Raw genomic sequence first — 26,287 nt, 5'->3', positions numbered from 1 at the left:
ACCAAGGGTGCCAAGTTCATGGTCCCCAGGCAAGCCTGACTAAGGCTCCTGCTCGCCTCCCCGAGCCTGGCGCAACTGCTGCAACTGGCCGTCGATCAGCGCCTTGGCCATGCCTGCCAGGTAGTACGTGGCCTGCATCATCGCCTTGCGGTCACCGGGCCGGTCGATGGCCTTGCGGGTGAGTTCGGTAATGCAGCCCATGATGCTCGAGGCCTCCATCAATGCCGTGCGCATCGGCAACTGCGCGTTCATCTGCACCAGTTCGGCACCGCCGTTGCCAAAACGACCCGCTGCACGCACGACATTGAGATTGCCGCCTTCTTTCGGAGTGTCTTTGTCCATGTCCATTTCCTCGGGTTACGAGGGTGCCGAGACTAGGGCGCTGCCTGCCCCGCCACAATAACCTTGGGGGTGGAAAGGCTTACTTTCGGAAATGGACTACAAGAACCCTACAAAGAGGACGCTCCGCCACCACGCTGGCTCTTGACCGCCAAGCGGCAGTGACGGACGATCAATCCCCCCTCACAAGGATGAACACCATGCTACGGATATTGGGCAGAGCCTCCTCCATCAATGTACGAAAAGTCCTGTGGGCATGCGCCGAGTTCGAGGTCGCGTTCGAGCGCGAAGACTGGGGGGCGGGCTTCAAGCCCACGGACAGCGCCGAATTCCTTGCGTTGAACCCGAACGCCATGATCCCGGTGATCCAGGATGGCGATTTCACCCTGTGGGAATCCAACAGCATCATCCGCTACCTGGCCACGCGCTATGGTGCCACCGCGTTCTACCCGGGCGAGGCCCAGGCGCGGGCCAGGATCGACCAGTGGATCGACTGGCAGGCCTCGGACCTCAACCGTTCCTGGAGCTACGCGTTCATGTCGCTGGTCAGGCACTCGCCGGCCCACCAGGACCCACAGGCCCTGGCCGCCGGCTGCGCGGACTGGGCGCGCTACATGCATATTCTCGACCGCCAGCTGGCAAGCACCGGTGCCTACGTGGCCGGCAGCCAGTTCACCTTGGCCGACATCCCCATTGGCCTGTCGGTCAACCGCTGGTTCGAAACGCCGTTAGAGCACCCGCACCTGCCGGCCGTGCGCGATTATTACGAGCGGCTGAGCGAGCGCCCGGCCTATCACCTGCATGGCCGTAACGGTACGCCGTGATGGCAACAGATTGACGACCGGGGCAAGACCGTGGGGCTGCTTTGCAGCCCATCGCGACACAAGGCCGCTCCCACAAGTACTGCCAGCGCGTTCCCTGTGGGAGCGGCCTTGTGTCGCGAAAGGGGCGCAAAGCGCCCCCAGGATCTCAAGCCCTTACACTGCTGCCCGATCCCCCAACGCCACCGCCCGCCCACGCCAGGCAAACATCAATACCATCACCAACCCAACCGCCGCCATCGCCGCCCCCGCCAGGGAAACCGCCGAATACCCAAGCCCCGCATTGATCACCGCCCCACCCAGCGCCGCACCAATCGCGTTACCCAGGTTGAACGCCCCGATATTCACCGCCGACGCCAGGTTGGGCGCATCCTTGGCCGCCTCCATCACCCGCATCTGCAGCGGCGGCACCAGGGCAAAGCTGGCAGCGCCCCATACCAGGATCGCCAGCGCAGTCGGCAGCGGCCAGTCCATCACCAGCGGGAACACCAGCAACACCGCAATCAGCACGGCCAGCGACAGCATCAGGGTACGGTCGATCGAGCGGTCCGCCGCCTTGCCACCCCACACGTTGCCCAAGGTCAGGCCGACACCGAACAACACCAGCATGGCCGTGACGAAGGTGGTGGACGCTGCCGCCTCGCTCTGCAGGATCGGCGCGATATAGGTGAATACCGTGAACATCGCACTGGAGCCCACCACGGTCAGCAGCAATGCCGCCAGCACCGGCCCGCGGCCCAGCACGCGGATTTCGGCCATGGCCCCACCAGCCTTGGGCGACGGCACATTAGGCAGTGCGTACCAAAGGGTGGTCATTGCCACCAGGCCGAGCCCGGCGATGCCCCAGAAGGCCGTGCGCCAGCCCAGCATTTCACCGAACCAGGTCGCCAGCGGCACACCGCCGATGGTGGCCAGGGTCAACCCCATGAACATGGCGGCCACGGCCCCGGCGCGCTTCTCGGGCGGTACCACGCTGGCCGCGACGATCGAACCGATGCCGAAGAACGCACCGTGGTTCAGCGAGGTGACCACACGGGCGACCAGCAGGCTGGCATAGTCGCTGGCCAGGGCCGACATCAGGTTGCCGAGGGTGAAGATGGCCATCAACCCGATCAGCAGGTAACGCCGCGGGATCTTCACCGTGGCCAGGGTCATCAGCGGTGCACCGATAAGCACACCGATCGCATAGGCACTGACCAACAGCCCGGCTGCGGGGATGGAGACGCCCAGGTCGGTGGCGATGCTGGGTAACATGCCCATGGGGGCAAACTCGGTGACACCGATGCCGAAGGCACCGATGGCGAGCGCGACAAGAGGTGGATTGATACGCATGGCAAGCTCCTTATCTGTGCTGCAAATGCTACGATCCGAAGCTGAGCCGCACTAGACTGCATTTTTGCGAACCACCTTTGCTCATGAGGCACAAATGGACTTCAGTGGAAGATCCGGAGAGATGGAAATCTTTGCCAAGGTGGCCCAGCAGGGCAGCCTGTCCGCCGCCGCCCGCGCGCTGGGCCTGACGCCGTCGGCGGTGAGCCGCATCCTCGCGCGGACCGAACAGCGCCTGGGCACCCGCCTGCTGCTGCGCACCACTCGGGCGATCACCCTCACGCCCGAGGGCGAAGCGTATCTGCGCGGTGCACGGCGGGTGCTGGCCGACATGCTCGAAGTGGAAGAGGCCATCACCGACCAGGGTGTGCCCCGCGGGCGCTTGCGGGTCAGCGCAGCGCTGGGCCATGGCCGGCTGACCGTGGTGCCGCTGCTGGCGGCGTTCAGCGCGCGCTACCCGCAGGTGCTGGTCGATCTTACCCTCAGCGACGAAGTGGCCGACATTCTCGGCGGCCAGGCCGATGTGGCGCTGCGCTTCGGCCACCTGCCAGACAGCTCGTTGAGCGCCCGTGCCATTGGCGAAACCGGCCAGGTGATCGTCGCCTCGCCCGAGTACCTGGCGCGCTGCGGTACGCCGCTTGTGCCAGAGGACCTGGCCCGGCACAACTGCCTGCGTTTCAACTTCCGCCGCGCCGCACCCGACTGGCCGTTCCGTCGCGACGGGCAGGCATTCTCGTTGAAGGTGACGGGCAATATCGAATGCAGCAGCGGCGAGGCCCTGGCGCAGTTGGCCAGGCTCGGCGCCGGCGTGGCGCGCATCGGTACCTTTACCGTGGCCGATGACCTGGCCAACGGGCAGCTGGTGCCGTTGCTGGAGGCGTACAACCCCGGTGATCGCGAGCCGATCCATGCGGTGTTCGTCGGCGGCCCGGCGATGCCGGCGCGGGTGCGGGTGTTCGTGGATTTTCTGGTAGAGCAACTGTCAGGCCGGAGCTGTCGCGCAGAGAACTGAATGCGCAAACGGTACGCGTACCCTGTGGGAGCGGCTTTAGCCGCGAAGAATCCAACACAGTGCCTGGCACCGGCTGCGCCGGTGTTCGCGGCTAAAGCCGCTCCCACAGGGGCCCTGCTAATTCAGTGAGTCCTGTGCAGTTCCATGAAAGCGGCATCCGCGAATCAGGCAGTACAATGCCGCATTCTTACGTTAGCCCCGCAAAGGACCGCCCATGCTTTACGTCGTCATGCTCGGAGGCCGCCACCCAGGCGCCAAGATCGAAGTTCACGATGTGGTGTTCGCCCTGGCCGACACCTTCGAACAGGCCTACCCGCAGTTGCGCCAAGCCTGGTTCGGCAGCCCGAAAGGTTTGCACATCGATTCATGGCTGGAAGTGCATGGTGTCGACGGCCAGCGCATCGAACTGCGCCCGCACGCCCCCGCCCCCGGTGCGCTGCGCCTGTACTTCATCAACCTCGGTGGTTATGAACGCGAAGTATTCGGCGAGGCCCACCGCTACCTGCTGGTCACCGCCCACAGCAAGACCGAGGCCAAGGCCCTGGGCAAGCAACGCATGCAGGCGGACTGGCTGAAGCCGCATACCGATGCCTTGCTGGATGTCGACGACTGCCTGGCGATCGACCAGGTGGCAGGGCAGTTCGTGCACCTGGTCGAAGGGGCGCATGAGCCGCTGATGGTGCGTAGTGACTACATCCTCATCTGATGCCGATAGCGCCTGTGGGTACTGAGGGCTTTCGTCACAGCGCACGGGTACACTTGCCTTCAGCTCACGCTCAGGAGTTGTTTCATGCCCTACCCCATCGAACAGAAACTGGTCATCGGCGTTGCTTCGAGTGCGCTGTTCGACCTCACCGTCTCGGACGACATCTACCAGACCGAGGGCGTCGAGGCTTACCGTCAGCACCAGCAGCAGAACCTGGACGAGCCCTTCCCCAAGGGCGTGGCGTTCCCGTTCATTCGCCGCTTCCTGAGCATCAACCAGGCCTTCCCCGAGCAGTTGCCGGTGGAGGTGGTGCTGCTGTCGCGCAATTCGCCGGAGACCGGCCTGCGGGTGTTTCGCTCGATCAACCACTACCAGCTGGACATCACCCGCGCGGCATTCATGTCGGGCCGCTCGCCCTACGAGTACATCCCGGCGTTCAATGCCTCGCTGTTCCTAAGTGCCAACGAGGAAGATGTACAGAAAGCCATCGACGCCAACTACCCCGCCGGGCGGGTGCTGCCGACACGCATCTACGATGACGAGATCGACACCGAATTGCGGGTGGCCTTCGACTTTGACGGGGTGATTGCCGATGACGAGGCCGAGCGCGTGTACAAGCGCGACGACAACCTGGACGAGTTTCAGGAGCATGAACGTGTGCGCAAGGGGATCCCGCATTCGCCGGGGCCCTTGGCGGACCTGTACCGCAAGCTTTCGCTGATTCGCATGCTCGAGGACCGCAAGTTGGCCGAAGACCCGGCGTACAAGCGCATCTTGCGGATCGCCATCGTGACGGCGCGCAATGCCCCTTCGCATGAGCGGGTGGTGACGACGCTGAAGGACTGGGGCGTATCGCCGGACGAGTGCTTCTTTCTAGGCGGGATGGAGAAACCCAGGGTGCTGTCGATACTGAAGCCACATGTGTTCTTTGATGACCAGCGCAGCCACCTGCAGTCACCGGCGGGGGACTTGCCGATGGTGCATGTGCCGTTCGGGGTGGCGAATCGCGAGCGCTCGGCGGCGGACTCTGCGCTCGACGTGCCAGCTCCCACTTCGAGAGCACCGGTTTGATCTGATGCGCAACCTGTGGGAGCGGGCACGCCCGCGAAGGGCCGCAAAGCGGCCCCAATCTGTTTAGCTGACAGGCACCAGGGCCTGCCAACACCGGCAGCACCAGCCCGCTTTACTCAGCTCGCCCAGCAGGACTGCCGAATGACGCTGCAGAAATTCCCAGGCCGGAATGCAGGCTCCTTGTCCGCGATCACATCCGCCTTCACGTTGCCAAACGTGGTCTGCGGCTTGTGCCGGATGCCGTCGTAAAACGCCTGGATGATCGCCTCCTTGAACCGCTCCCCACGCGGGTGCGCCTGGACCACGGCATCCCGCGCGGCAATCCCCAGCCCATCGTGGTGCAGCCCCAGCACATCCGTCTCTACCCCCGCCGTGACCAGGGCGATCAGCGGGTGCATGTGCTCTGGAATGCCCGGCGTGGTATGCAGCGCGATCGCCGTCCACACACGCTCGACATCGCGCTCGTCCACGCCGTGGCGCTGGAGGAAATCGCGCGCCGCATTGGCACCGTCCACCTCGAAGCGGCAGCAATCGCTGCTGTGCTGATGGGTCAGGCCCATGTCATGGAACATGCAGCCTGCGTACAACAGTTCACTGTCGTAACGCAGCCCCAGCCGCTGCCCGGCAAGGGCCGCGAAGTAGAACACCCGGCTGGAGTGGTGGAACAGCAAAGGGGAAGCCGTGTCACGGACGAGCTCGGTGATTTCCCGAGCCATGGCGCTGTCGGGCACCTGGATACCGGCGATGGATGAAGACATGGTCGCTCCTGGGTGGGTTGATGACGAGCCCAGTCTGCGGTCGTGGGCCAATGTCCTCAATTGACTTGTACAGCCAAATACTGCCATTGTCGGCGGATTACGGACTTGCGGCGCAACGCCCGGAGCCACCATGCCCTCTGCCCCCATCACGGTCGCCATACTGGCCATGCCCGGCGTACAACTGCTGGATGCCTGCGGCCCGCTCGATGTATTCGCAGAAGCCAACCGTCAGGCCGGCCGTGAAGCCTATCGCCTGCTGTTGCTGGCCTGCGAACCGGGGCCGCTGGTGAGCTCTTCCGGTACGCGCCTGGTCGCCGACGGCTGGATCGGCGAAGACCTGGAAGCCATCGACACCTTGCTGGTCGCCGGCACACCGCAGGCTGCCGAGCAATACCTGCGCCCCGGCATTCTCGACTGGCTGCGGCAACGCGCGGGCGCTTGCCGGCGTTACGGCTCGGTGTGCACGGGGGCGTTTGCCCTGGCGGCTGCCGGGTTGCTGGATGACCGGCGTGTGACCACCCATTGGGCCGTGGCGCAGCCGTTGGCCGAGCGTTATCCGCGGGTACAGGTGGATGCCGATGCCATTCAGGTGCATGACGGCAACCTGCGTACCGCTGCGGGGGTAACGGCCGGGCTGGACCTGGCACTGGCCCTGGTGGAAGAAGACCTGGGGCGGGATATTGCCAAGCAGGTTGCCGGGCATCTGGTGATGTACTTCAAGCGGCCTGGCGGGCAGCTGCAGTTCAGCCGGCAAGGTGGGACATCACCGGTCGGGCGTTCGGCATTGCAGGGGTTGCAGCGTTACGTGGCCGCCAACCCTGCACTGGACCACGGGGTTGCCAGCCTGGCTGCGCGGGTTGGGCTGAGCCCGAGGCATTTTGCACGGGTGTTTCAGAGTGATGTGGGCATGACCCCGGCCGCATGGGTGGAGCTGGCGCGGGTGAATGCTGCGCGGGCGCGGCTGGAGGCTGGGCGAGAGGCACCGAAGCAGGTGGCGGCGCTGTGCGGGTTTGCCAATGCAGATACGTTGCGGCGGGCGTTCGTGAAACATGTGGGGGTTACGCCGGCGGAGTATCGCAAGCGGTTTGGGCGGTCGGGATGAAATGAACCGTGTTATGTGCGCTCGCGCCGGGTACGCTTTAGCGTCCCGGCCGAGGCTGTGCGCTCCATCGCTAGGTCAGCTTAGCGAGGGCCACCGCCCTGATGGCCGCCAAAGCCACCGCCGCCACCGTGGCCACCACCATGACCACCGCCACCACCCGGCGGCATGAACATCCAGCAGCCTGACAAGGCCGATACCAGCGCCGCAACCAGGGCTGCGCGGAAAAGGTGTTTCGACTTCATTGGAACGCTCCACAACGCTAGATCTGCTGCCTGCCATTACCAGGTTCGGCAGCGGGCGGATTCTAGAGTGACAGCGTGATGGCCTAGGGATACTTTGCATATCTTTACAGTCGTACTGGCAATCGGGGAGGACCGTTGCCTGTGATTGCGGCTTGCATGCCTGTAGAGCAGGCTAGCCCATCCGCCAATCATCGCCCGGCATGATACGCCGCATGAACTCATCGAAAAGCGGCACAGTGAACGCCGTATCACCGTGGTTCGGGCTGTAGATCATCCCTTTCTCGATCAATGCACTGCGCAGTGGTGCGAGCGTGGAAACCTTCCGCGCCAGGCTGGCCGCGATATCACCAGAACGATGAGGGCCGGCCCCCAGATCCGCCATGCCACGCAGGTACTTCTTTTCCGCAAGCGTAAGGCGGTCAAAGCGCACCCGGAAGAAGCTCTCATCCAGTGTGGCAATCGCCTGCTCTGAAGCGGTTTCGACATCAGCGCTGGTGATGGGGCTCTGCGAGGCTACATCCCATGAGTGCTTGCCCCACTCCTGACTTATACCAAGATTAGGAAAGTTATCGAATTTAGATAACTTCACTAATCTCTCTTGATTCGGCAGTGTCAGCAAGAGCGGGCCCCTGTGCGCAGCACTTTTCTTGAGACCCGCCGGTGTAACCGCTAGCACTTCCGGGCTATTGCCGGACACCTTTCACAACCAGAAGCGACAGTGAACCTTTGTGGCAGCAGTGGCTCAGTTGTGCAAAGCGCGCTTACCACTCCGACAAGGGATTGCCATGAGAGATGCCCCCTCCACCGCCCTTCCCCAGGCTCGCATCGAACGTGAACTAAGCCCGCGGGCGGTGCTCACCGGCGTAGTGCTGGGCATTCTGCTGACACCCTCGAATGTATACGCGGGCCTTCGGATCGGCTGGTCGTTCAACATGTCGATCATCGCCTTGCTGGTCGGCTTCACCCTGTGGCAGGGCCTGGCGGGGCGCAGCAAGGGCCGGCCCGCATGGACGTTGCACGAAAGCAACATCAACCAGACAGTGGCCTCGGCCGCCGCTTCCATCGTTTCTGGCGGGCTGGTCGCGCCGATCCCCGCCTATACCCTGCTCACCGGTCACCAGCTGGACCCACTGCCGATGATGGCCTGGGTGTTCTCCGTGAGCTTCCTGGGCATCTGGATCGCCTGGTATCTGCGCCCCGCCCTGCTCGATGACCATGGCCTGAAGTTCCCTGAGGGCATGGCGACCCTGGAGACATTGCAGCAGATCTACCGCCACGGCCACGAAGCCATGATGCGGATAAAGGTGCTGTGCAGCGCCGCGTTGCTGTCGGGGCTGGTGAAGTGGATTGACGGGTTTGTCTGGACGATACCGCGCTGGGCACCCTCGCCTGTGCTCGAGCGCCTGACCTTCACGCTCGACCCTTCGCTGATGCTGGTCGGCTTCGGCGGCATCATCGGCATCCGCGTGGGCCTGACGCTGCTGTTCGGCGCCGCGCTGGCCTGGGGCGGGCTGGCACCGTGGCTGATCGACCATGCCCTGGTGGTATTGGCCCCGAACGCCAGCGGCCCACAGTTCGCCGCCCTGGTGGAATGGCTGTTGTGGCCGGGCGTCAGCCTGATGGTATGCGCAACCCTGACGTCATTGTCGGTCCGCCTGTTGCAAATGCCCCGGCAGAGGCCCACCGCCCCGCTGGCAAGTCGGGCAGCGCACACCCGTGGGCGGTTTCCCCTGGCACCTGCGTGCGGGCTGTTATTGTCCATTACGCTGGTGGTGGCGTTACAGGCGTTGCTGTTCGGCATCGACTGGTGGATGGCGCTGTTGAGCATTCCCTTGGCGATATGCCTTGCGGTGGTCGCCGCGCGCGTGGTCGGCGCCACCGGTATTGCGCCGATCGGCGCCATCGGCAAGCTGTCGCAGCTCAGCTTTGGCCTGGTCGCCCCGGGCCAGGTGGCCATCAACCTGATGAGCGCCAACACTGCCGGCGGCGCGGCCGGGCAAGCCACCGACCTGATGAACGACTTCAAGGTTGGCCAGGCGATCGGCACCACGCCACACAAGCAACTGATTGCACAGTGCCTGGGCATCCTCATCGGCAGCGTGGTGGGCGTGCTGGTGTACCTGGTGCTGATTCCCGATCCGCAGACCCTGCTGCTCACCGAGCAATGGCCCGCACCGGCCGTGGCAACCTGGAAGGCCGTGGCCCAGACCCTGATGCAGGGGCTGGGGGCGCTGTCGCCGGAGCTGCGCTGGGCGATCGTGGCCGGCAGCGCGGCAGGCGTCCTGCTGGGCACGCTGGACAGCCTGCTGCCGCAATGGGTAGCGCGTTGGCTGCCGAGTACCGGCGCACTGGGGCTGGCGTTCATACTGCCGGCATCGATCAGCATGATGATGGGGCTCGGCGCGGTGGTCACCTGGCTGGTCGGTTGCCGTTGGCCGAGCGTTACAGAGCGGTTTGCGATCACGGCCGCAGCGGGGCTGATTGCCGGGGAAAGCATTACCGGGGTGGCGGCATCGTTCTGGGAGATGGTGCGAATGCTGTAGCGGTTGGCATGGCGGGGCCATGCTGCACCGGCGCGCCATTTACAACGTTCTAACGCGCCCTTGAACGCGATGGGCTGTTGTCGAGCAGCCCATCGCGGTTTCACCCTTGACCCACACCCTCCACCCACCACATGCTCGATCGCTCCACCCACGCTCAAGGAACGATTGCATGAAGCTGGAAACCCTCGCTATCCACGCAGGCTTCAGCCCCGACCCGACCACCCGGGCAGTGGCCGTACCGATCTACCAGACCACTTCCTTCGCCTTCGACGATACCCAACACGGCGCCGACCTGTTCGACCTGAAGGTGGCCGGCAACATCTACTCGCGCATCATGAACCCCACCAACGACGTGCTCGAGCAGCGCATGGCCGCCCTGGAGGGCGGGGTTGGCGCGCTGGCGGTGGCCTCGGGCATGGCGGCCATCACCTACGCCATCCAGACCGTCGCCGAGGCCGGCGACAACATTGTCTCGGTGGCCAAGCTGTACGGCGGCACCTACAACCTGCTGGCCCACACCCTGCCACGCATGGGCATCCATACCCGCTTCGCCGCCCATGACGACATCGCCGCCCTCGAAGCGCTGATCGATTCGCGCACCAAGGCGGTGTTCTGCGAGTCCATCGGCAACCCTGCCGGCAATATCGTCGACATCGCCGCGCTGGCCGAGGCCGCCCACCGCCATGGTGTGCCGCTGATCGTCGACAACACCGTGGCCACCCCGGTGCTGTGCCGGCCGTTCGAGCACGGTGCCGATATCGTCGTGCACTCGCTGACCAAGTACATCGGCGGCCATGGCACCAGCATCGGCGGCATCGTCATCGACTCCGGCAAGTTCCCCTGGGCGGACAACAAGGAGCGCTTCGCCCTGCTCAACACCCCCGACCCGTCCTACCATGGTGTCACTTACACCGAAGCCTTCGGCCCCGCCGCCTTCATCGGCCGCTGCCGCGTGGTGCCATTGCGCAATACTGGCGCGGCGCTGTCGCCGTTCAACGCCTTCCTGATCCTGCAAGGCCTGGAAACCTTGGCATTGCGCATGGAACGCCACACCGAGAACGCGCTGAAGGTCGCCCGTTACCTGCAAGCCCACGAGCAGGTAGCGTGGGTGAAATATGCAGGGCTGCCTGACCACCCCGAGCATGAACTGGCCCAGCGCTACACCGGCGGCAAACCAGCGTCGATCCTGTCGTTCGGCATCAAGGGCGGCCAGGCGGCCGGTGCGCGCTTCATCGATGCGTTGCAGCTGGTGGTGCGCCTGGTGAACATCGGCGACGCCAAGTCGCTGGCCTGCCACCCCGCCTCTACCACCCACCGCCAGCTCAATGACGAGGAGCTGGAAAAGGCCGGCGTGCCACGGGACATGGTGCGCCTGTCGATCGGCATCGAGCACAGCGACGATATCATCGCCGACCTGGCCCAGGCGCTGGAGGCCAGCCGCGGTTGATTCATCTGCGCCCTACCCAATGCCTACGGCGGGCGCACCTTTCGCACATCTGGATAGCCCTGCGATGACCCTGTTCTACCTCAAGCTGATCGTCACCCCGCTCCTGATGTGGGCCATCTCCCTCGCCTCCCGTCGCTGGGGCGGCCTGCTCGGCGGGTTGCTGTCCGGCCTGCCGATCACTTCGGCCTTGGTAATGACCTTCCTGTGCCTGGAACAGGGCACAGCCTTTGCCCTGGGTGCGGTGCCCGGCGCGCTGGGCGGCCTGGCGGCGGTGCAGGCCACGTACACCTTCTACCTGTTCGCCACACGCAGGCTCGGCATCGGCTGGGCTGTATTGCTGGCGATGCTGTTCTATGGCGTCGCGGCCTACGCGTTTACCCACGGGGGCAACCTGTACCTGTCGATTGCCGTGGCGCTGGTGCTGATCGGCGTGCTGATACGCGCCAGCGGCCGCGAGCCCAGGCCGGACACCCTGGTCCGGCCCCGGCATCGATTTTGGGAAATCCCTCTGCGCATGGTGTCTGCCACTTCGTTGCTGATGGTCACCACAAGCCTGGCCAACTGGCTGGGCCCGGCGACCAGCGGGATGCTGGCGCCGATCCCGGTGATTGCCTGGCCGCTAGTGGTGTTCGCCCATGTGCAGACTGGCCGTGCAGGAATGGCGGCGATGGTGCGGGGCAATGCGATCGGGGCGGTGGGGGTGATTGCGTTTTATCTGGTATTGGCAGGGCTGCTCGATGCCTGGGGTGTCGCAATTACCATCAGCCTGGCCATGCTTTGTGCCGTGGTCCTGACCGTGGGGCTGGCGGCTGCGTTGCGACGGGGGTGATACACCGGCGCGCATGCCAGGGGGCTGCTGCGCAGCCCATCGCAGGCAAGCCAGCTCCTACAGGATCACTACAACCTTCAAGGCAGATGCAGTACCTGTGGGAGCTGGCGTGCCCGCGAACACCGGCGTAGCCGGTGCCAGCCACCGCGCTGGATTCTTCGCGGGCTTGCCCGCTCCCACAGGATCACCACAACCTTCAAGGCAGCCACAGGATCACCACAACCTTCAAGGCAGCCGCAGTACCTGTGGGAGCGGGTTCACCCGCGAACACCGGCGCAGCCGGTGCCATACACCGAGTTGGATTCTTCGCGGGTAAACCCGCTCCCACAGGGGCCTGCCCTATCAATGGTCATTCCCTGCGCTGATCCAGGTCTACCGCAGGCTGTTCCACGCTCTGCCGGCCGTCATCAGCCAAGTTGTCTTCCTCCTGCCAATCACCACCCTCTTCTTCGTTCATGAGCGGGTCGTCATCAGGGTCGGGTATGGTCGGGCGGTCGGGGTCAACGGCCGGGTCGGGTGAAGTGGGCATTTCCGGGTTCGTGCCGCCTTGTGCATTCGGGTTGGGGCTCATCGCTGCATACCTCGCAAGAAAGATGTGAACCGCATTCGTTTTGGCCAAATCCCGTCAGCGAGGCTGCGGGTGCTCGGCAGAAACCGAATTGTTTGCCTGCACGTCCTCCATCTCCTCCTCGATCGGGCCTTCGTCATCCGAAGGTAGCGGGACCTCTCCGTCACCGCTGCCGGGCTGGGATTCGGTTTGCTCGAGGCCGGGGTCATTCTGATCGTTTGCCATGGACGTTCTCCTGGGTTTGCGCGTTGATCGCGCATACAGATCGGACGGAAAACGGACACCAGCAGTGCCTTGGGCTCGACAGGTGGCGCAAAAGGCCGGGGTACCGATCATGACCCCATATAGAGCTAAACCATTATTCAGAGACGTTTCCTACAAGGTTTTGGGAAGCCCAAAGCCTCTCTGGAAAGCGATTCCCCGTTAGTGTTCAGGGGTCGACAAGGACCTGTCCAACACTAGGATCGCTCATGACCATCAGCCAACGTATTGCCCTCGCGATCGCCGAAGCCGGGCTGCCGCACGACCAGTGCATGTTCTGCGAGCGCCAGGGCCTGCCGATCCTGCCGCTGCGCCGCGCCCTGGTGCCCGATGCCCGCCCCGAGTGTGTCTCCACCGTGGCGGATAACCGGCATATCTCGACAAAGATCGGCTTGCGCACCTTGCGCAGGGGCTTCCTGTATGTGCTGCTCGACCAGCAGGTCTGGCATGCCTATGCCGTCAGCGAGCAAGGTCATCTGCGCCGCTTCAACCCTTACGAGCCGCCAGATGGCCCGCCTTCGCCGCTGCCCGAAAAATGCGTGAACGCAGATCACGACATTCCTTCGGCCTTTCTCAACCTCGATACCGGCAGGTACACCAGCGCCTGGCTGGCCTTCTCCAGTGACGCCTGGCCGGTGAGCGTGCTGAACGCCTACAAGAGCGGCGCGTCGCCTGCGCATCGCTTCGAGGGCCTGGACCTGATCCAGGCCCGCAGCAATCCCGAACTGCTGGGCATCGCCATGACGCCCGATAAGCTTGGGGTCGACCAGCAGGTGTTCGAGTATGCCCAGCATGGCTGCGCCCCCTTCGACAGTGCGCACGGCTTCCACAGCCGCTGGTTGCGCCGGTTCGCCCTGCGCGGCTATCTGGTCAATGCGATCAACCGGCACCAGCTGGAAAACGGCGTGCTGGCGGTGGTGCTCGACGACACCGTCGGGCTGATTCAGGAGTACAACCATCAGCGCCTGAACTGGGTACTGAAGCGTCAGGCCTGGCGTGAAGAACCGATGCGGGCCTATCAGTTGCAGACCTCGCAGATCCTGCAGATCATTCGTGCCACGCACAGGGAATGGGCGGCGCAGAAGGTGCCGTCGCTGGAACCGATGACGGGCGATGGGCCGCCGGTGTTCACCGACCCGGCAGTCGAGCGGCAGCTGTTGGTCGAGCGTGCGCAGCAGGAGAGTGACGAGCGGCTTGAAGAGCGCTACCACGAACCGCAGCGGGCCGCGTTCCAGGCTGAATATGAGCAGCAGGAGCGTGAGTTTCAGCGTTACATCGACAAGGATGCCCAGGCGTACGTTGCCTTGTTCGATACGCCCATGTTCAAGGTGGCCGAGGCATACGACTACGACGGTAACGATCGTGAGTCCGGGGTGGCCTACGCCAAGACCATGGCCCTGTGCCTGGGCGGCGGGGTTACGGAAGCTGTCGTCCCCCGTCTTGAACCGCATGTTCCCGCTTCCGGCACCAGCGAACTGCTCTGGCTGAAATGGCTGCAGGACCCTGACAGCCCGCCCTACCGCGCCTTGCTGATACGCGACCAGGCACTGCTGGCCGGGCTGCTGCCCAGTTTCTCCGCCACAGAAGCGATCAACTGGAACGACAGCGACAAGCTCTACGGCATGCTGAGCAAGATCATCGCCAGCGATGACGCCGGCTTGCGCATGCGCAATACCCTCAAGCAGGCCATTGCGGAAACGCAGGGTGCGCTCAATGCGGCCAGTCAGCGGCTGGCGCCATGTCTGTCGCCAGGTATTCAGAAGGCCGTGCGGCACCTGAACAGCGCCACGCAGTTCCTCTACAACGGCGTCCACCTGATCGAGCTGGAAGTGAAGATGAAGCTGGGCGAGTACTACGCCTTGCAGAGCGCCCACCTCCGGGAGTTGCAGCATAAGGCCAACGCGTCGATCGCCGAGGCGCGGGACCGGATGCACCGCAATATCGATGACTTCGAGTTTGGCTCGATGAAGGCCATGCGCAAGGTGCGGCCGATCATCCAGCACGGGCTGATGAGCCTGGCCGTGCTCGACCCGCAGTTCACCAATTCGATGATCAGCGTGACGGTGTGGGTCGAGGGCAAGGCCGAGGAAGTGCATGGGCGGTTGTTCAAGGAGGCCAGCATGGGGGTAACCCAGGCGAGCAGCGCGGCGCAGCTTGCCTTGGTGGATATCTCGGTGGCAGCGGGGACGCTGGACACAAATGCACGCAAGGTATTGCAAGGTTTGCGGATCACTTCTCAACAGGCGACGCAGTTGGTACGGACCAGCTTTAACGGATTGCGGGGGGTGGTGGGTAGCTGGGAGTTGTTGCTGGCGATGGGAGGACTTTATTTGCAAAGTGATAGTTTGAATAGGAACCAAGCGAAAGCTGAAGCGGAACTCGGGCCCAAAGCCACGGAAGCCATGATGGCCTTGAATGGCGTACGAATAGGCATCTTGGGCGGAAGCATTGAAGCGCTTGGGTTGGTTGTAATTTCTGGAGCTTCAGAAATCCAGCGTATGCGAACGCTGTCTTTTGCTGCTGAACATAAAATTACAAACTTGGTAAAAATCGGACGTGTGGTAGCTAGAATCGGAGCGATTATCAATGCAGGATCTGGCGTTTTTGACGCTTTACAAGCCATAAGCGCTGTAGGCCGTTCAGCAAAAAATGGTGATGATCGCGCATTGAGACTCTATAAATACGCAGGTCTTTTATTTGGCATTGGTGTAGTTGCTTCGGTTGCTGCAGTTTTCAAACCCTTATTGCTAGGGGTGTTAGGCATAGCACTGGTGTCAGGCTTGGGTGCATATGCATTAAGCAAGTGGGCCGAGGAGAACGAGTCGTCACCGCTCGACCGTTGGGTTAGACGGTGTTACTTCGGGAAGGCTAACGAGGTACCGGTTGTCCACTGGAACGTCCCTGAATATGCGGATCTAGCCTTAGCAGAGCTCAATGCTGCTGTATTGGGTATCACTGCAAACGTTAAATTCGAAACTGACATTTCAGGCATTCTATCTAACACCACGGTGGGTAGCACACTAGGCTTAACTGTCCAACAACGTGTAAGTTATTTAATTACCCTTCCTTACTTTAACGAGAAAAGTTCAGGCCTTTACTGGGAATTGCAAGCTCACCGCCAAGGTGATGGCCTGTTCCCCGACTACGCCAAAGGCCAAGTCATTATAGGTAGCGCATCAAATCTGCCCGCGACCACCAAGAAGGAAATGATAAGCCGTTCGAATGAGCAATACAACCCACTCAAACATCCGGATTACGAAACCAGCAGTATTGAGCAGAATGAAACTGATCGCGTAGTCGCTACAACTGCTGGGAACGTGAGTATCAGGCAATGTTTTGGAAGATTCGATCTGACTCCATACATTGACAACCCTACTATTACTGCCGTGACGCTATCCTTGTTATTTTGGCCTGATCGAAATATGCCTAACGTATATGTTCAGGTAGTTTCCACAGAACTGAATGCATGAAAGGAGAAAGAAATATGCTGCCTAGCCGAGGGGTTGGCTGGAAATATGATCTTCCCCCGAATGATACTGCACCCACGCAGCGCGAGGTGTCTTTGGCATCCAATTTAAAGATCAATCGGGCCGGGCGTATATTCATCGAATTTTCCCGTTCATCGGTCAGCGCGCGAGGGATATCTTTTTTTGGAGGCTTGATTATTTTAATTTATACAATGACTTTTATCGTCCCCGACATCGTCACTTCCCTCCTCCATGACTGGCAATCGGGAATTGAAATTACGACCATAGGCATCATGCTTGTAACTCTTTCAACCTGGGCTTTTTTTCCATTGTTTCGTATGGACCTACGACTTCCTCGCGATGAACCCATACGCTTCAATAGAGCACGCCAAAAAGTCTATTTTTACGAGTACAGGTTTGATCGCCTACACCCCTTCGGCAGCAAGGGTTGGGGGGTAAAACCCGTGGCCTATGACTGGGCCGACCTAACTGCCGAGGTCTACAGGGTATACGCCCCAATGGGCTACGGCGGCCTCATTGAAAATGTAATGATATCGGTTCGTAAAACAGACACCGAGGAAGTCATCGACCGCCTGTTCCTGTGTGACGACATAGAGCAAGGCAAGCAGTATTGGGCACTGGCACGTTTGTACATGCAAAGTGGCTATGACGCTCTTCCTGACTCTCTACTCCCTTTTCAGGGTCAGAAGATTGGCAATGGTCTGAACCCTATGCAATACCTCGCCCCCAGGGTCCGATGGCCAGCGAAAATCGACTTGGAGTCTCGCAGCGCACCGACAACAGATGAAGTCGTCTAAAACCTTAGCGCGAGGTGCTGAGGGCACGGTAAGCACCCTGCTGCTACACGCTCTGCCTAGATGCCAAGTGGGTACATTGGGGTTTGTGCAAAGAAGATTAACGAGTGAAACGTGATGATGAAGTTTTGTGCGAACGTGCTTTAGGCTGGAGTCATGACCTTCCCAAGGTGGATGAAGTGCCAAAATGGCGGAGCGTATGGGCGAGTGTCAAGCCGGCACCCAATTATTTCGATGATGTATATCTCGAGTTACCACGGAGCAGCACCGTCCTCCGAGGCGTCATATTTTTAGTTGGGGTTCCGGGCTTGATTTTTATTCTAGGATTGACGCTTTGCTTCTACTGGGGTCTTTTACATGACGGTTGGCAGCGCGATTGGCTAATAAACATATCAATAATTTTTCCTCCGGCAATACTATGGGCTTTGATTCCCTATGTCAGACTTGATCTGGTTACGCCTAGAGATGAGCCAATTCGCTTCAATCGACTCCGCCAAAAGATATACATTTATGAGTTTCGATATGACCGTATCTTCATCTTCAGTCGCAAACGCTGGGGCGTCAAACCGGTCGCCTACAACTGGGACGATGTAACCGCCGAAGTCTACCGAGTCTACGCCCCCGGCCACGGTGGCCTGATCGAAAACGTCATGCTGTCGGTCCGCAACCCGGAAACCAACGAAGTTATCGACCGTGTGTTCTTCACCTATGACCTGTACCAAGGCGAAGCCTACTGGGCTATCGCCCGGCTATTCATGCAGCAAGGCCCAGAAGCCCTGCCAGCGTTCGTACACCCACCCCGTGACTGGAACGATGACGATGGCCTGAGCCACATGCATTGCCTGGCACCCAAGGTTCATTGGCCGGAGGACATTGACCGTGAATCCCGCACTGCCCCATCTGACTGAGAAGGCCGATGCTTTGAAGCAGTGGTTTTATACGGCCCGTGACAGATGCCGAATCTATCTAAATATGGCGGCATGATCCGGAACTAAACTAACAAGTGGCACTTGTTTGCGAGGATAGGATCATGGCTTATGTCGATTGGCGATTGCGCGGCGCAGGGGTCGACCTTTGCAACTGCGATTATGGCTGCCCCTGCCAGTTCAATGCCTTGCCCACCCATGGCACTTGCGAAGCGGCAGTGGGCTATCACATCGAGGATGGGTACTTCGACGAGGTGTCGCTGGCCGGCTTGAATGTGGCCTGCACCTTCGCCTGGCCTGGGCCCATCCACGAGGGCGGTGGGCAATGCCAGGCCTTTATCGATGAACGCGCCAGTGATGCCCAGCGCCAGGCATTGCTGACCATTCTCAGCGGCCAGGAGCAGGAACCCACGGCCTTCTTCGCCATTTTTGCCAGCACGGTGCAGACCATGCACGCACCGCAGTTCGTGCCGGTTGAGGTGCACACCGACCGTGCCGCACTGACCGCCAGCATCCACGTGCCCGGGGTGCTGGATGGCCGGGCCGAGCCGATCCGCAACCCCGTGGACGGATCGGTGCACCGGGCCAGGCTGGTGCTGCCAGAGGGCTTCGAGTTCGGCGAGACGGACTGCGCCAGCGCCACCTTCAACTGCTCCGGGGCGGTGAAGTTGGACTATGCCGGGCGCAACGCCATGCTCTACGACCTGGATATGGGGCCAAATGGAATCATCCGCGGCTAGCCGCTGGCCAGCCCCGGGCGCGCTGGTGACCGGCGCCCTGGTGCTGATGATCAGCGCGCTGGGTTGGTGGTGGCACGTCGAGCAGGCAACGACCATGGCGGCGATGGGCGAGATGCAGATGCCACCCACCGCCTGGTGGTCGCGCCAGGGCGCGCTGACCCTGCTGATGTGGTTGGCGATGATGCAGGCGATGATGCTGCCGGCCGCCCTGCCGGTGTTCCTGCTTTACCGACGCTGCCTGGTGCTCGACAGCGCCGGCCCATTCAAGCTGCTGCTGTTCTGCGCGGCCTATGCGCTGCTCTGGTGTGGCTTCGCCCTGCTGATGACCCTGCTGCAGGCCCTTGGCGAATGGCTTGGCTGGCTCGATCCCATGACCCTGCGCCTGCCACCGCTCATGGGTGCGCTACTGCTTCTGCTGGCCGGTGGCTACCAGATGAGCCAGGGCAAGGCCGCTTGCCTGGAGCATTGCCAGAGCCCGCTGTTCTTTCTTCAGCACCATGTACGCCCGGGCCTTGGCGGTGCCTGGAGGCTGGGGTTGCAGCATGGCCTGTACTGCATCGGTTGCTGCTGGGCGCTGATGCTGGTGCTGCTGGTGGTTGGCGCCATGAGCCTGTGGGGCATGGCCGCGCTGGCGATGCTGGTTCTGGCGGAGAAAGTGTTGCGGTTGGGCGCGGCCTGGCGCCGCTACAGCGGCGCCCTGCTTATCGCTGGTGGTCTGCTGCTGGCGTTCTGGCCGCATATCTGACACCCCGCCCGGGCCTACCCGGGCGGGGTCCAGCGGTACCACGCCAAAGCCCTTGGCGTCAGGCCAGCGCCTCGCGGCTGTGCTGGCCGTCGACCAGGCGTTGCAGGCCCAGCGGGTTGGCGTTTTTCAGGGCGTCGGGCAGCAGCGCATCCGGGTAGTCCTGGTAGCACACCGGCCGCAGGAAGCGGTCGATGGCCAAGGTGCCGACCGAGGTCCCACGGGCATCGGACGTGGCCGGGTATGGCCCGCCATGCACCATGGCATCGCACACTTCGACACCGGTCGGGTAACCATTGACCAGCAGGCGCCCGGCCTTGCGCTGCAGCAGCGGCACCAGCGCGGCGAAGCGCTGCAGGTCTTGTGGCTCGGCAATCAGCGTTGCCGTCAGCTGCCCGTGCAAGGCTTGCAGCGCGCGGCGCAGTTCGGCTTCGTCGGCCACCGCCACGGCCACCGTGGCCGGCCCGAACACCTCCTCCTGAAGCAACGCATCACCGTCAAGCAGCAGGCTCACATCCGCCTGGAACAGCTGCGCCTGCGCCTGGTCGCCAGCCTGGTCGGCGCCGGCCAGATGACGCACGCCCGGGTGCTGGTGCAGGCGTTGCACGCCCTGGGCATAGCTGCGCAATGTACCGACATTGAGCATGGTCTGCCCGGGCTGGTCGGCCAGCTGCGCACCAAGGGCCGCCAGGAAGTTGCTGAACGCCTCGCCGGCAATACCGATGACCAGCCCGGGGTTGGTGCAGAACTGCCCGCAGCCCAGCACCACCGAACCGGCCAGCTCCCTGGCTACCTGCTCGCCCCTGGCCTGCAAGGCCGCAGGCAAGACCAGCACCGGGTTGATGCTGCTCATTTCGGCGAACACCGGAATCGGCTGCGGGCGCGCTGCAGCCAGCTCGCACAGCGCACGGCCGCCCTTGAGCGAACCGGTGAAGCCCACGGCCTGGATCGCCGGGTGGCGCACCAGCGCTTCGCCGACACCGGCACCGTAGATCATGTTGAACACGCCCGCGGGCATGCCGGTGGCTACTACCGCCCGCTCGATGGCCTCGGCGACCCGTTCGGCAGTGGCCATGTGGCCGCTGTGCGCCTTCACCACCACCGGGCAACCAGCGGCCAACGCTGCGGCGGTATCCCCCCCAGCAGTGGAGAAGGCCAGCGGGAAGTTGCTGGCGCCGAACACGGCTACCGGGCCGACGCCGGTGCGGTACTGGCGCAGGTCAGGGCGCGGCAGCGGCTGACGCTGGGGTTGGGCGCGGTCGATGCGCGCACCCAGGTAGTCGCCACGACGAAGCACCGAGGCGAACAGGCGCATCTGGTTGCTGGTGCGCGCGCGTTCGCCCTGGATGCGCCCGGCCGGCAGTGCGGTTTCGCGGCACACGGTGGCGACAAAGGTGTCGTCCAGCGCATCCAGCTGGTCGGCAATGGCATCGAGGAACTGCGCACGGCGCTGCGGCGCCAGGGCGTTGTATTCGGCGAAGGCCGCTTCGGCAGCCTGGGCGGCGGCGTCCACTTCCTCCGGGGTGGCTTGGGCAAAGGCCTGCGGAAGGGCTTCGCCGGTGCGCGCGTCGAGGCTTTGCAGGCGCACGCTGCCGGCAGCGCTGCGCTGGCCGCCAATGAAGTTGCTTCCAGACATGGTTGGCTCCTGTAATTGAGAAAGACGGTTCAGATGCTCGTGGCGGTAAGGGGGCTGCTGCGCAGCCCATCGCAGGCAAGCCAGCTCCTACAGGGTACCTGTGGGAGCGGGCGAGCCCGCGAAGGGGCGCAGAGCGGCCCCGATTCAGCAACTGGCTGGCAGCGGGCTCAAAGGCTTTTCACCACCCCGGGGCGAACCTGCCCGGGCGCGGCGGCAATGCCGTTGCGCAGCGGCTGGCCGAACGCGTCGAGGCTGACTTCGAAGGTGTCGCCCGGGCGCGCCTGGATGCCGTCGGCGAACGACAGCGTGGCAGTGCCGAAGTAATGCACGTGGATATCGCCGGGGCGCAGGAACTGGGTGTACTTGAAGTGGTGGAATTCAAGGTTCTCGAAGCTGTGGCACATGTTCTGCTCGCCCGAGAGGAACGGCTTGCGCCACAGCTCCTGGCCGTCGCGCAGGATGCGGCTGGTGCCTTCCAGGTGGGCCGGCAGCGCACCCAGGCGCAGCTCTGGGCCGAAGCTGCAGGCGCGCAGCTTGGAATGGGCCAGGTACAGGTAGTTGCGCCGCTCCATCACATGGTCGGAAAACTCGTTGCCCAACGCATAGCCAAGGCGGTAAGGCGTGCCGTCGGCACCGATCAGGTACAGCCCGACCAGCTCTGGCTCCTCGCCGGCATCCTCGGCGAACGCCGGCAGCGGCAGGTCGGCGCCAGGGCGCACGACGATGCCACCGTCGCCCTTGTAGAACCACTCCGGCTGCGCGCCCTCCTCGCCTGCCGGCGGCCGACCGCCATCGAGGCCCCACTGGAACATGCGCATGCTGTCGGTCACCGCGCCTTCGGCCTGCTGCTGATGCATCTTGTCGCGGGTTGCGGCGCTGCCCAGGTGGGTCAGCCCGGTGCCGGTGACCAGGCAGTGCGCCGGGTCCGGGTGGTCCAGTGGCGGCAACACGCGGCCTTCGGCCAGCATGGCCAGGTAGTCGTGGCGCTCGCCCAGGCCGGCAGCCTGCACTTCAGCGGCCAGGTCACGGCCGGCGGCAATGGCTTGCAGGGCCAGCTCGCGGGTGCTGGCTGCGCCCTGCACCTGCAGGGCGTAATCGCCTTCCACCACGCCCACGCAGCGCTCGCCGGTGGCGGTTTCAAATTGGATCAATCGCATGTTTGTGCTCGCTTCTCGGTTGCGAAAATTAGCGGGAGGCTTCGGCTGCCCGCGAGGAAGCCAGGCGCTGGCGGCGCTCCAGGCGGTTGTAGACAACCCCGGTGAGCAACAGCCCGAACAGCATCACCACGGCCAGGAAATACAGCCCCGACGAAAGTTGCCCAGTGTGCTCCTTGAGCGCGCCGATACCGAACGGGCCCAGGTAGCCGCCGAGGTTGCCGATCGAGTTGATCAAGGCGATGCCCGCTGCGGCGCTGGCCCCGGAGAAGAACCGGCCCGGCAAGGTCCAGAAGATGGCGGTGCAGGAGAACAACGCGAATGCCACCAGGCACAGCGCTGCCAGCTGCATGACCGGCACGCTAAGCCAGGCACTGAAGAACAGGCCGATCGCACCCAGGGCATACAGCAGGCCCAGGTGGCCATAGCGGTCGTTCAGGCGGTCGGAGCTGCGCGGCACGATCAGCAGGCCGATGATGCCGAAAAGGTAAGGCACAGCTGAAACGAAACCGGTGACCAGGTCACTGCCACCAAACTGGTGGATCAGCGTGGGCAGCCAAAGGCCCAGGCCGTAAATGCTCAGGGTCACCGGCAGGTAGAACAGCGCCAGCAACAGCACCCGGCTGTCCTTCAGGGCATGCAACGGATTGCCATGGCGGGTCTGGCCGAACTCGCGCAGGTCGTTGGCCAGTTGTTCCTGCAGCCAGCTGCGCTGTTCGTCGCTGAGCCAGCGCACCTTGGCCGGGCTGTCTGGCAGCAGGCGCAGGGTCGGCCAGGCCAGCAGCACCGCGGGGGTACCGATGCAGATGAACAGCCATTGCCAGCCATGCAGGCCGTAGATGCCATCGAGCCCCAGCAGCGCGCCCGAGAGCGGCCCGGTGATCAGCATTGCCAGCGGCTGGGAGAGGATGAAGAAGCCGAGGATCTTGCCGCGATGGCGCACCGGGTACCACTGGGTGATGTAGTACAGCACGCCCGGAAAGAAGCCCGCCTCGGCCGCCCCCAGCAGAAAGCGCATCACGTAGAAACCGTTGGGCCCGGTAACGAAGGCCATGCCGACAGTGATCGCGCCCCAGGTGACCAGGATGCGGGCGAACCAGCGGCGCGCGCCAAAGCGGTCGAGCAACAGGTTGCTCGGCACCTCGAACAGGAAGTAACCAATGAAGAAGAGCCCGGCGCCAAGGCCGTAGGCCGCGTCACCCAGGCCGATGTCGGCGCCCATGTGCAGCTTGGCGAAGCCCACCGCGGAACGGTCGACATAGGCCACCAGGTAAAGCAGTACCAGAAAAGGGATGAGTTTCAGTGTGATCAGGCGGACGAGCCGCTGCTCCTGAATCATGGCGATGTCTCCAATTGTTCTTGTAATGGGTACAGCACCTGGTCGGGGACTTTTTGGCAGACCTCTGACCTGGGTGAATGATCTTATAGTATTACTAATTGAGCCAACAAGCCTTCACAGAGACCATTTTTATCAGTACAGTCGATCGCACAACGACAAATAGTAATACTAATTAGGTGTTCCCATGTCTGATAGCAAACGCCCACTGCGCTCCGCCCAATGGTTCGGCACCGCCGACAAGAACGGTTTCATGTACCGCAGCTGGATGAAGAACCAGGGTATTCCGGACCACGAATTCCAGGGCAAGCCGATCATCGGCATCTGCAACACCTGGTCGGAGCTGACCCCGTGCAACGCGCACTTCCGCAAGATTGCCGAACACGTCAAAAAGGGCGTGCTGGAGGCTGGCGGCTTCCCGGTGGAGTTCCCGGTGTTTTCCAGCGGCGAGTCCAACCTGCGCCCCACCGCCATGCTCACCCGCAACCTGGCGAGCATGGATGTGGAGGAAGCGATCCGTGGCAACCCGGTGGACGCCGTGGTGCTGCTGACCGGCTGCGACAAGACCACCCCGGCGCTGCTGATGGGCGCGGCGAGCTGTGACGTGCCGGCGATCGTGGTTACCGGCGGGCCGATGCTGAACGGCAAGCACAAAGGCAAGGACATTGGCGCCGGCACCATCGTCTGGCAGATGCACGAGGCCTACAAGGCCGGCCAGATCGACCTCAACGAGTTCCTTTCGGCCGAGGCCGGCATGTCACGCTCGGCAGGCACCTGCAACACCATGGGCACCGCCTCGACCATGGCCTGCATGGCCGAAGCGCTGGGCACCTCGCTGCCGCACAACGCCGCCATTCCGGCGGTGGATGCACGCCGTTACGTGCTGGCCCACCTGTCGGGCATGCGCATTGTCGACATGGTGCGCGAAGACCTGCGCCTGTCGAAAATCCTCACCCGCGAAGCCTTCGAGAACGCCATCCGCGTCAACGCCGCCATCGGCGGCTCGACCAACGCGGTGATCCACCTGAAGGCCATTGCCGGGCGTATCGGCGTGGACCTGCAGCTGGAAGACTGGACCCGTATCGGCCGTGGTACGCCAACCCTGGTCGACCTGCAGCCTTCGGGCCGTTTCCTGATGGAAGAGTTCTACTACGCCGGCGGCCTGCCTGCGGTCATCCGCCGCCTGGGCGAAAACGGCCTGCTGCCCAACCCTGCCGCGCTGACGGCCAACGGCAAGAGCCTGTGGGACAACTGCCAGGCCGCACCGCTGTACGACGAAGAGGTGATCCGCCCGATCGACAAGCCGCTGGTGGCCGACGGCGGCATCTGCATCCTGCGCGGCAACCTGGCGCCCAAGGGCGCCGTGCTCAAGCCCTCGGCCGCCACCCCGGCGCTGATGCAGCATCGTGGCCGCGCCGTGGTGTTCGAGAACTTCGACGACTACAAGGCACGCATCAACGACCCCGAGCTGGATGTGGATGCCAGTTCCGTGCTGGTGATGAAGCACTGCGGGCCCAAGGGCTACCCGGGCATGGCCGAGGTCGGCAACATGGGCCTGCCGGCCAAGCTGCTGGCCCAGGGCGTGACCGACATGGTGCGTATTTCCGATGCCCGCATGAGCGGCACCGCCTACGGCACCGTGGTGCTGCACGTGGCGCCGGAAGCGGCAGCTGGCGGGCCGTTGGCTGCCGTGCGCGAAGGCGACTGGATCGAACTGGATTGCAAGGAAGGCCGGCTGCACCTGGACATTTCCGACGAGGAACTGGCCGGCCGCCTGGCCGACCTGCAAGCCCCGCCGCAGTTGATCAGCGGTGGTTACGCCAGGCTGTACCTGGACCACGTCATGCAGGCCGATGAGGGTTGCGACTTCGACTTCCTGGTTGGTTGCCGAGGGGCGGCGGTGCCCAAGCACTCGCACTAAGGCCTGATGTCATTGGGGCATGCCCGCCCCCGCAGGTACTGCGCTGGCTTCGAGTTGACGCTACACCTGTGGGAGCGGCTTCAGCCGCGAACACCGGCGTAGCCGGTGCCATCCACCGCGTCGCCTGCTTCGCGGGTGAACCCGCTCCCACAGGGACGGCGCAGGCTTCAGGCTCACGCGGTACCTGTGGGAGCGGCCGTGGCCGCGAACACCGGCAAAGCCGGTGCCATGCACCGCGTCGCCTGCTTCGCGGGTGAACCCGCTCCCACAGGGACGGCGCAGGCTTCAGGCTCACGCGGTACCTGTGGGAGCGGCCGTGGCCGCGAACACCGGCAAAGCCGGTGCCATCCACCGCGTCGCCTGCTTCGCGGGTGAACCCGCTCCCACAGGGACGGCGCAGGCTTCAGGCTCACGCGGTACCTGTGGGAGCGGCCGTGGCCGCGAACACCGGCGCAGCCGGTGCCATCCACCGCGTCGCCTGCTTCGCGGGTGAACCCGCTCCCACAGGGACGGCGCAGGCTT

24 protein-coding genes are annotated in these 26,287 nt (G+C 63.3%); 14 read left to right on the top strand and 10 right to left on the bottom strand.

Annotation, left to right across the window (positions count from 1 at the left end; translation table 11 throughout):
- Positions 1 to 39: 39 nt before the first annotated feature.
- Positions 40 to 342: a DUF3077 domain-containing protein gene (locus QN085_RS10130; protein WP_031325298.1), complete on the bottom strand. Its 303-nt coding sequence runs from the start codon at positions 340 to 342 to the stop codon at positions 40 to 42.
- 197 nt (positions 343 to 539) lie between these two features.
- Between QN085_RS10130 and QN085_RS10125 the strand changes: the two genes are divergently transcribed.
- Positions 540 to 1,163: a glutathione S-transferase family protein gene (locus tag QN085_RS10125; protein ID WP_023662501.1), complete on the top strand. Its 624-nt coding sequence runs from the start codon at positions 540 to 542 to the stop codon at positions 1,161 to 1,163.
- Between the two features lie 153 nt (positions 1,164 to 1,316).
- On the opposite strand, the gene QN085_RS10120 is transcribed toward QN085_RS10125, so the two are convergent.
- Complete coding sequence (locus QN085_RS10120; RefSeq protein ID WP_013972030.1) at positions 1,317 to 2,492, bottom strand: MFS transporter; 1,176 nt, start codon at positions 2,490 to 2,492, stop codon at positions 1,317 to 1,319.
- A 94-nt stretch (positions 2,493 to 2,586) separates the two neighbouring features.
- Between QN085_RS10120 and QN085_RS10115 the strand changes: the two genes are divergently transcribed.
- The 3 genes from QN085_RS10115 (at position 2,587) to QN085_RS10105 (ending at position 5,278) form a co-directional block, all read left to right on the top strand.
- Positions 2,587 to 3,501 (top strand): LysR family transcriptional regulator, encoded by a 915-nt coding sequence (locus QN085_RS10115; RefSeq protein ID WP_041506093.1) that lies wholly within the window; start codon positions 2,587 to 2,589, stop codon positions 3,499 to 3,501.
- Between the two features lie 214 nt (positions 3,502 to 3,715).
- Positions 3,716 to 4,207: a DUF1543 domain-containing protein gene (locus tag QN085_RS10110; RefSeq protein ID WP_013972028.1), complete on the top strand. Its 492-nt coding sequence runs from the start codon at positions 3,716 to 3,718 to the stop codon at positions 4,205 to 4,207.
- A gap of 84 nt (positions 4,208 to 4,291) precedes the next feature.
- A complete protein-coding gene (locus tag QN085_RS10105) occupies positions 4,292 to 5,278 on the top strand; it encodes a 5'-nucleotidase (protein ID WP_013972027.1) in 987 nt (328 codons plus the stop codon).
- 116 nt (positions 5,279 to 5,394) lie between these two features.
- Here QN085_RS10105 and QN085_RS10100 read toward each other — a convergent pair whose 3' ends face one another.
- Positions 5,395 to 6,036, bottom strand: a complete 642-nt coding sequence (locus QN085_RS10100; RefSeq protein ID WP_013972026.1) for an HD domain-containing protein — start codon at positions 6,034 to 6,036, stop codon at positions 5,395 to 5,397.
- A gap of 130 nt (positions 6,037 to 6,166) precedes the next feature.
- On the opposite strand from QN085_RS10100, the gene QN085_RS10095 reads away from it, so the two are divergent.
- The gene (locus QN085_RS10095) at positions 6,167 to 7,138 is read left to right on the top strand and encodes a GlxA family transcriptional regulator (protein WP_024086758.1); all 972 of its coding nucleotides are present in this window, start codon (positions 6,167 to 6,169) and stop codon (positions 7,136 to 7,138) included.
- Between the two features lie 80 nt (positions 7,139 to 7,218).
- Here the strand turns inward: QN085_RS10095 and QN085_RS10090 are convergent, their stop codons facing one another.
- Both QN085_RS10090 and QN085_RS10085 read right to left on the bottom strand, forming a co-directional pair.
- Positions 7,219 to 7,380 carry a hypothetical protein gene (locus tag QN085_RS10090; protein ID WP_024086757.1) on the bottom strand — a complete coding sequence of 54 codons (162 nt, stop codon included), beginning with the start codon at positions 7,378 to 7,380 and terminating at the stop codon, positions 7,219 to 7,221.
- 172 nt (positions 7,381 to 7,552) lie between these two features.
- Positions 7,553 to 7,999 (bottom strand): DUF8462 domain-containing protein, encoded by a 447-nt coding sequence (locus tag QN085_RS10085; protein WP_015269926.1) that lies wholly within the window; start codon positions 7,997 to 7,999, stop codon positions 7,553 to 7,555.
- 166 nt (positions 8,000 to 8,165) lie between these two features.
- Here QN085_RS10085 and QN085_RS10080 point away from each other — a divergent pair, with 166 nt between their 5' ends.
- From QN085_RS10080 to QN085_RS10070, 3 genes are all read left to right on the top strand, one after another.
- Positions 8,166 to 9,923, top strand: coding sequence for an OPT family oligopeptide transporter (locus tag QN085_RS10080; RefSeq protein ID WP_024086756.1), 1,758 nt, complete (start codon positions 8,166 to 8,168; stop codon positions 9,921 to 9,923).
- A 169-nt stretch (positions 9,924 to 10,092) separates the two neighbouring features.
- On the top strand, positions 10,093 to 11,370 hold the full coding sequence (locus QN085_RS10075; protein WP_013972022.1) for a bifunctional O-acetylhomoserine aminocarboxypropyltransferase/cysteine synthase: 1,278 nt from the start codon (positions 10,093 to 10,095) through the stop codon (positions 11,368 to 11,370).
- 64 nt (positions 11,371 to 11,434) lie between these two features.
- Positions 11,435 to 12,199 carry a hypothetical protein gene (locus QN085_RS10070; RefSeq protein ID WP_023660824.1) on the top strand — a complete coding sequence of 255 codons (765 nt, stop codon included), beginning with the start codon at positions 11,435 to 11,437 and terminating at the stop codon, positions 12,197 to 12,199.
- 349 nt (positions 12,200 to 12,548) lie between these two features.
- Here the strand turns inward: QN085_RS10070 and QN085_RS10065 are convergent, their stop codons facing one another.
- Both QN085_RS10065 and QN085_RS10060 read right to left on the bottom strand, forming a co-directional pair.
- Positions 12,549 to 12,728, bottom strand: a complete 180-nt coding sequence (locus QN085_RS10065) for a hypothetical protein (protein ID WP_169775263.1) — start codon at positions 12,726 to 12,728, stop codon at positions 12,549 to 12,551.
- Between the two features lie 96 nt (positions 12,729 to 12,824).
- Positions 12,825 to 12,992, bottom strand: a complete 168-nt coding sequence (locus QN085_RS10060) for a hypothetical protein (RefSeq protein WP_023660823.1) — start codon at positions 12,990 to 12,992, stop codon at positions 12,825 to 12,827.
- 245 nt (positions 12,993 to 13,237) lie between these two features.
- Here QN085_RS10060 and QN085_RS10055 point away from each other — a divergent pair, with 245 nt between their 5' ends.
- From QN085_RS10055 to QN085_RS10035, 5 genes are all read left to right on the top strand, one after another.
- Positions 13,238 to 16,498, top strand: a complete 3,261-nt coding sequence (locus QN085_RS10055) for a T6SS effector BTH_I2691 family protein (protein WP_285690717.1) — start codon at positions 13,238 to 13,240, stop codon at positions 16,496 to 16,498.
- 14 nt (positions 16,499 to 16,512) lie between these two features.
- The gene (locus tag QN085_RS10050) at positions 16,513 to 17,313 is read left to right on the top strand and encodes a DUF6708 domain-containing protein (RefSeq protein WP_285690714.1); all 801 of its coding nucleotides are present in this window, start codon (positions 16,513 to 16,515) and stop codon (positions 17,311 to 17,313) included.
- Positions 17,314 to 17,417: 104 nt separating this feature from the next.
- On the top strand, positions 17,418 to 18,218 hold the full coding sequence (locus tag QN085_RS25840; RefSeq protein ID WP_352230953.1) for a DUF6708 domain-containing protein: 801 nt from the start codon (positions 17,418 to 17,420) through the stop codon (positions 18,216 to 18,218).
- Between the two features lie 122 nt (positions 18,219 to 18,340).
- Positions 18,341 to 18,976 carry a DUF1326 domain-containing protein gene (locus QN085_RS10040; protein WP_285690711.1) on the top strand — a complete coding sequence of 212 codons (636 nt, stop codon included), beginning with the start codon at positions 18,341 to 18,343 and terminating at the stop codon, positions 18,974 to 18,976.
- Positions 18,957 to 19,721 carry a DUF2182 domain-containing protein gene (locus tag QN085_RS10035; protein ID WP_285690709.1) on the top strand — a complete coding sequence of 255 codons (765 nt, stop codon included), beginning with the start codon at positions 18,957 to 18,959 and terminating at the stop codon, positions 19,719 to 19,721. Before QN085_RS10040 ends, QN085_RS10035 begins: the two co-directional genes overlap by 20 nt.
- A gap of 58 nt (positions 19,722 to 19,779) precedes the next feature.
- Here QN085_RS10035 and QN085_RS10030 read toward each other — a convergent pair whose 3' ends face one another.
- The 3 genes from QN085_RS10030 to QN085_RS10020 form a co-directional block, all read right to left on the bottom strand.
- A complete protein-coding gene (locus QN085_RS10030) occupies positions 19,780 to 21,354 on the bottom strand; it encodes an aldehyde dehydrogenase (NADP(+)) (protein WP_285690707.1) in 1,575 nt (524 codons plus the stop codon).
- Between the two features lie 167 nt (positions 21,355 to 21,521).
- A complete protein-coding gene (gene araD1, locus QN085_RS10025) occupies positions 21,522 to 22,511 on the bottom strand; it encodes an AraD1 family protein (RefSeq protein WP_285690705.1) in 990 nt (329 codons plus the stop codon).
- A gap of 28 nt (positions 22,512 to 22,539) precedes the next feature.
- Positions 22,540 to 23,847: an MFS transporter gene (locus QN085_RS10020; RefSeq protein ID WP_013972014.1), complete on the bottom strand. Its 1,308-nt coding sequence runs from the start codon at positions 23,845 to 23,847 to the stop codon at positions 22,540 to 22,542.
- A 184-nt stretch (positions 23,848 to 24,031) separates the two neighbouring features.
- On the opposite strand from QN085_RS10020, the gene QN085_RS10015 reads away from it, so the two are divergent.
- A complete protein-coding gene (locus QN085_RS10015) occupies positions 24,032 to 25,765 on the top strand; it encodes an IlvD/Edd family dehydratase (RefSeq protein WP_285690703.1) in 1,734 nt (577 codons plus the stop codon).
- Positions 25,766 to 26,287: the final 522 nt, after the last annotated feature.

This window comes from Pseudomonas sp. M2(2023) (genome assembly GCF_030263955.1).
Lineage (GTDB): Bacteria > Pseudomonadota > Gammaproteobacteria > Pseudomonadales > Pseudomonadaceae > Aquipseudomonas > Aquipseudomonas asiatica.
This window is presented reverse-complemented; position numbering and strand designations above follow the sequence as displayed.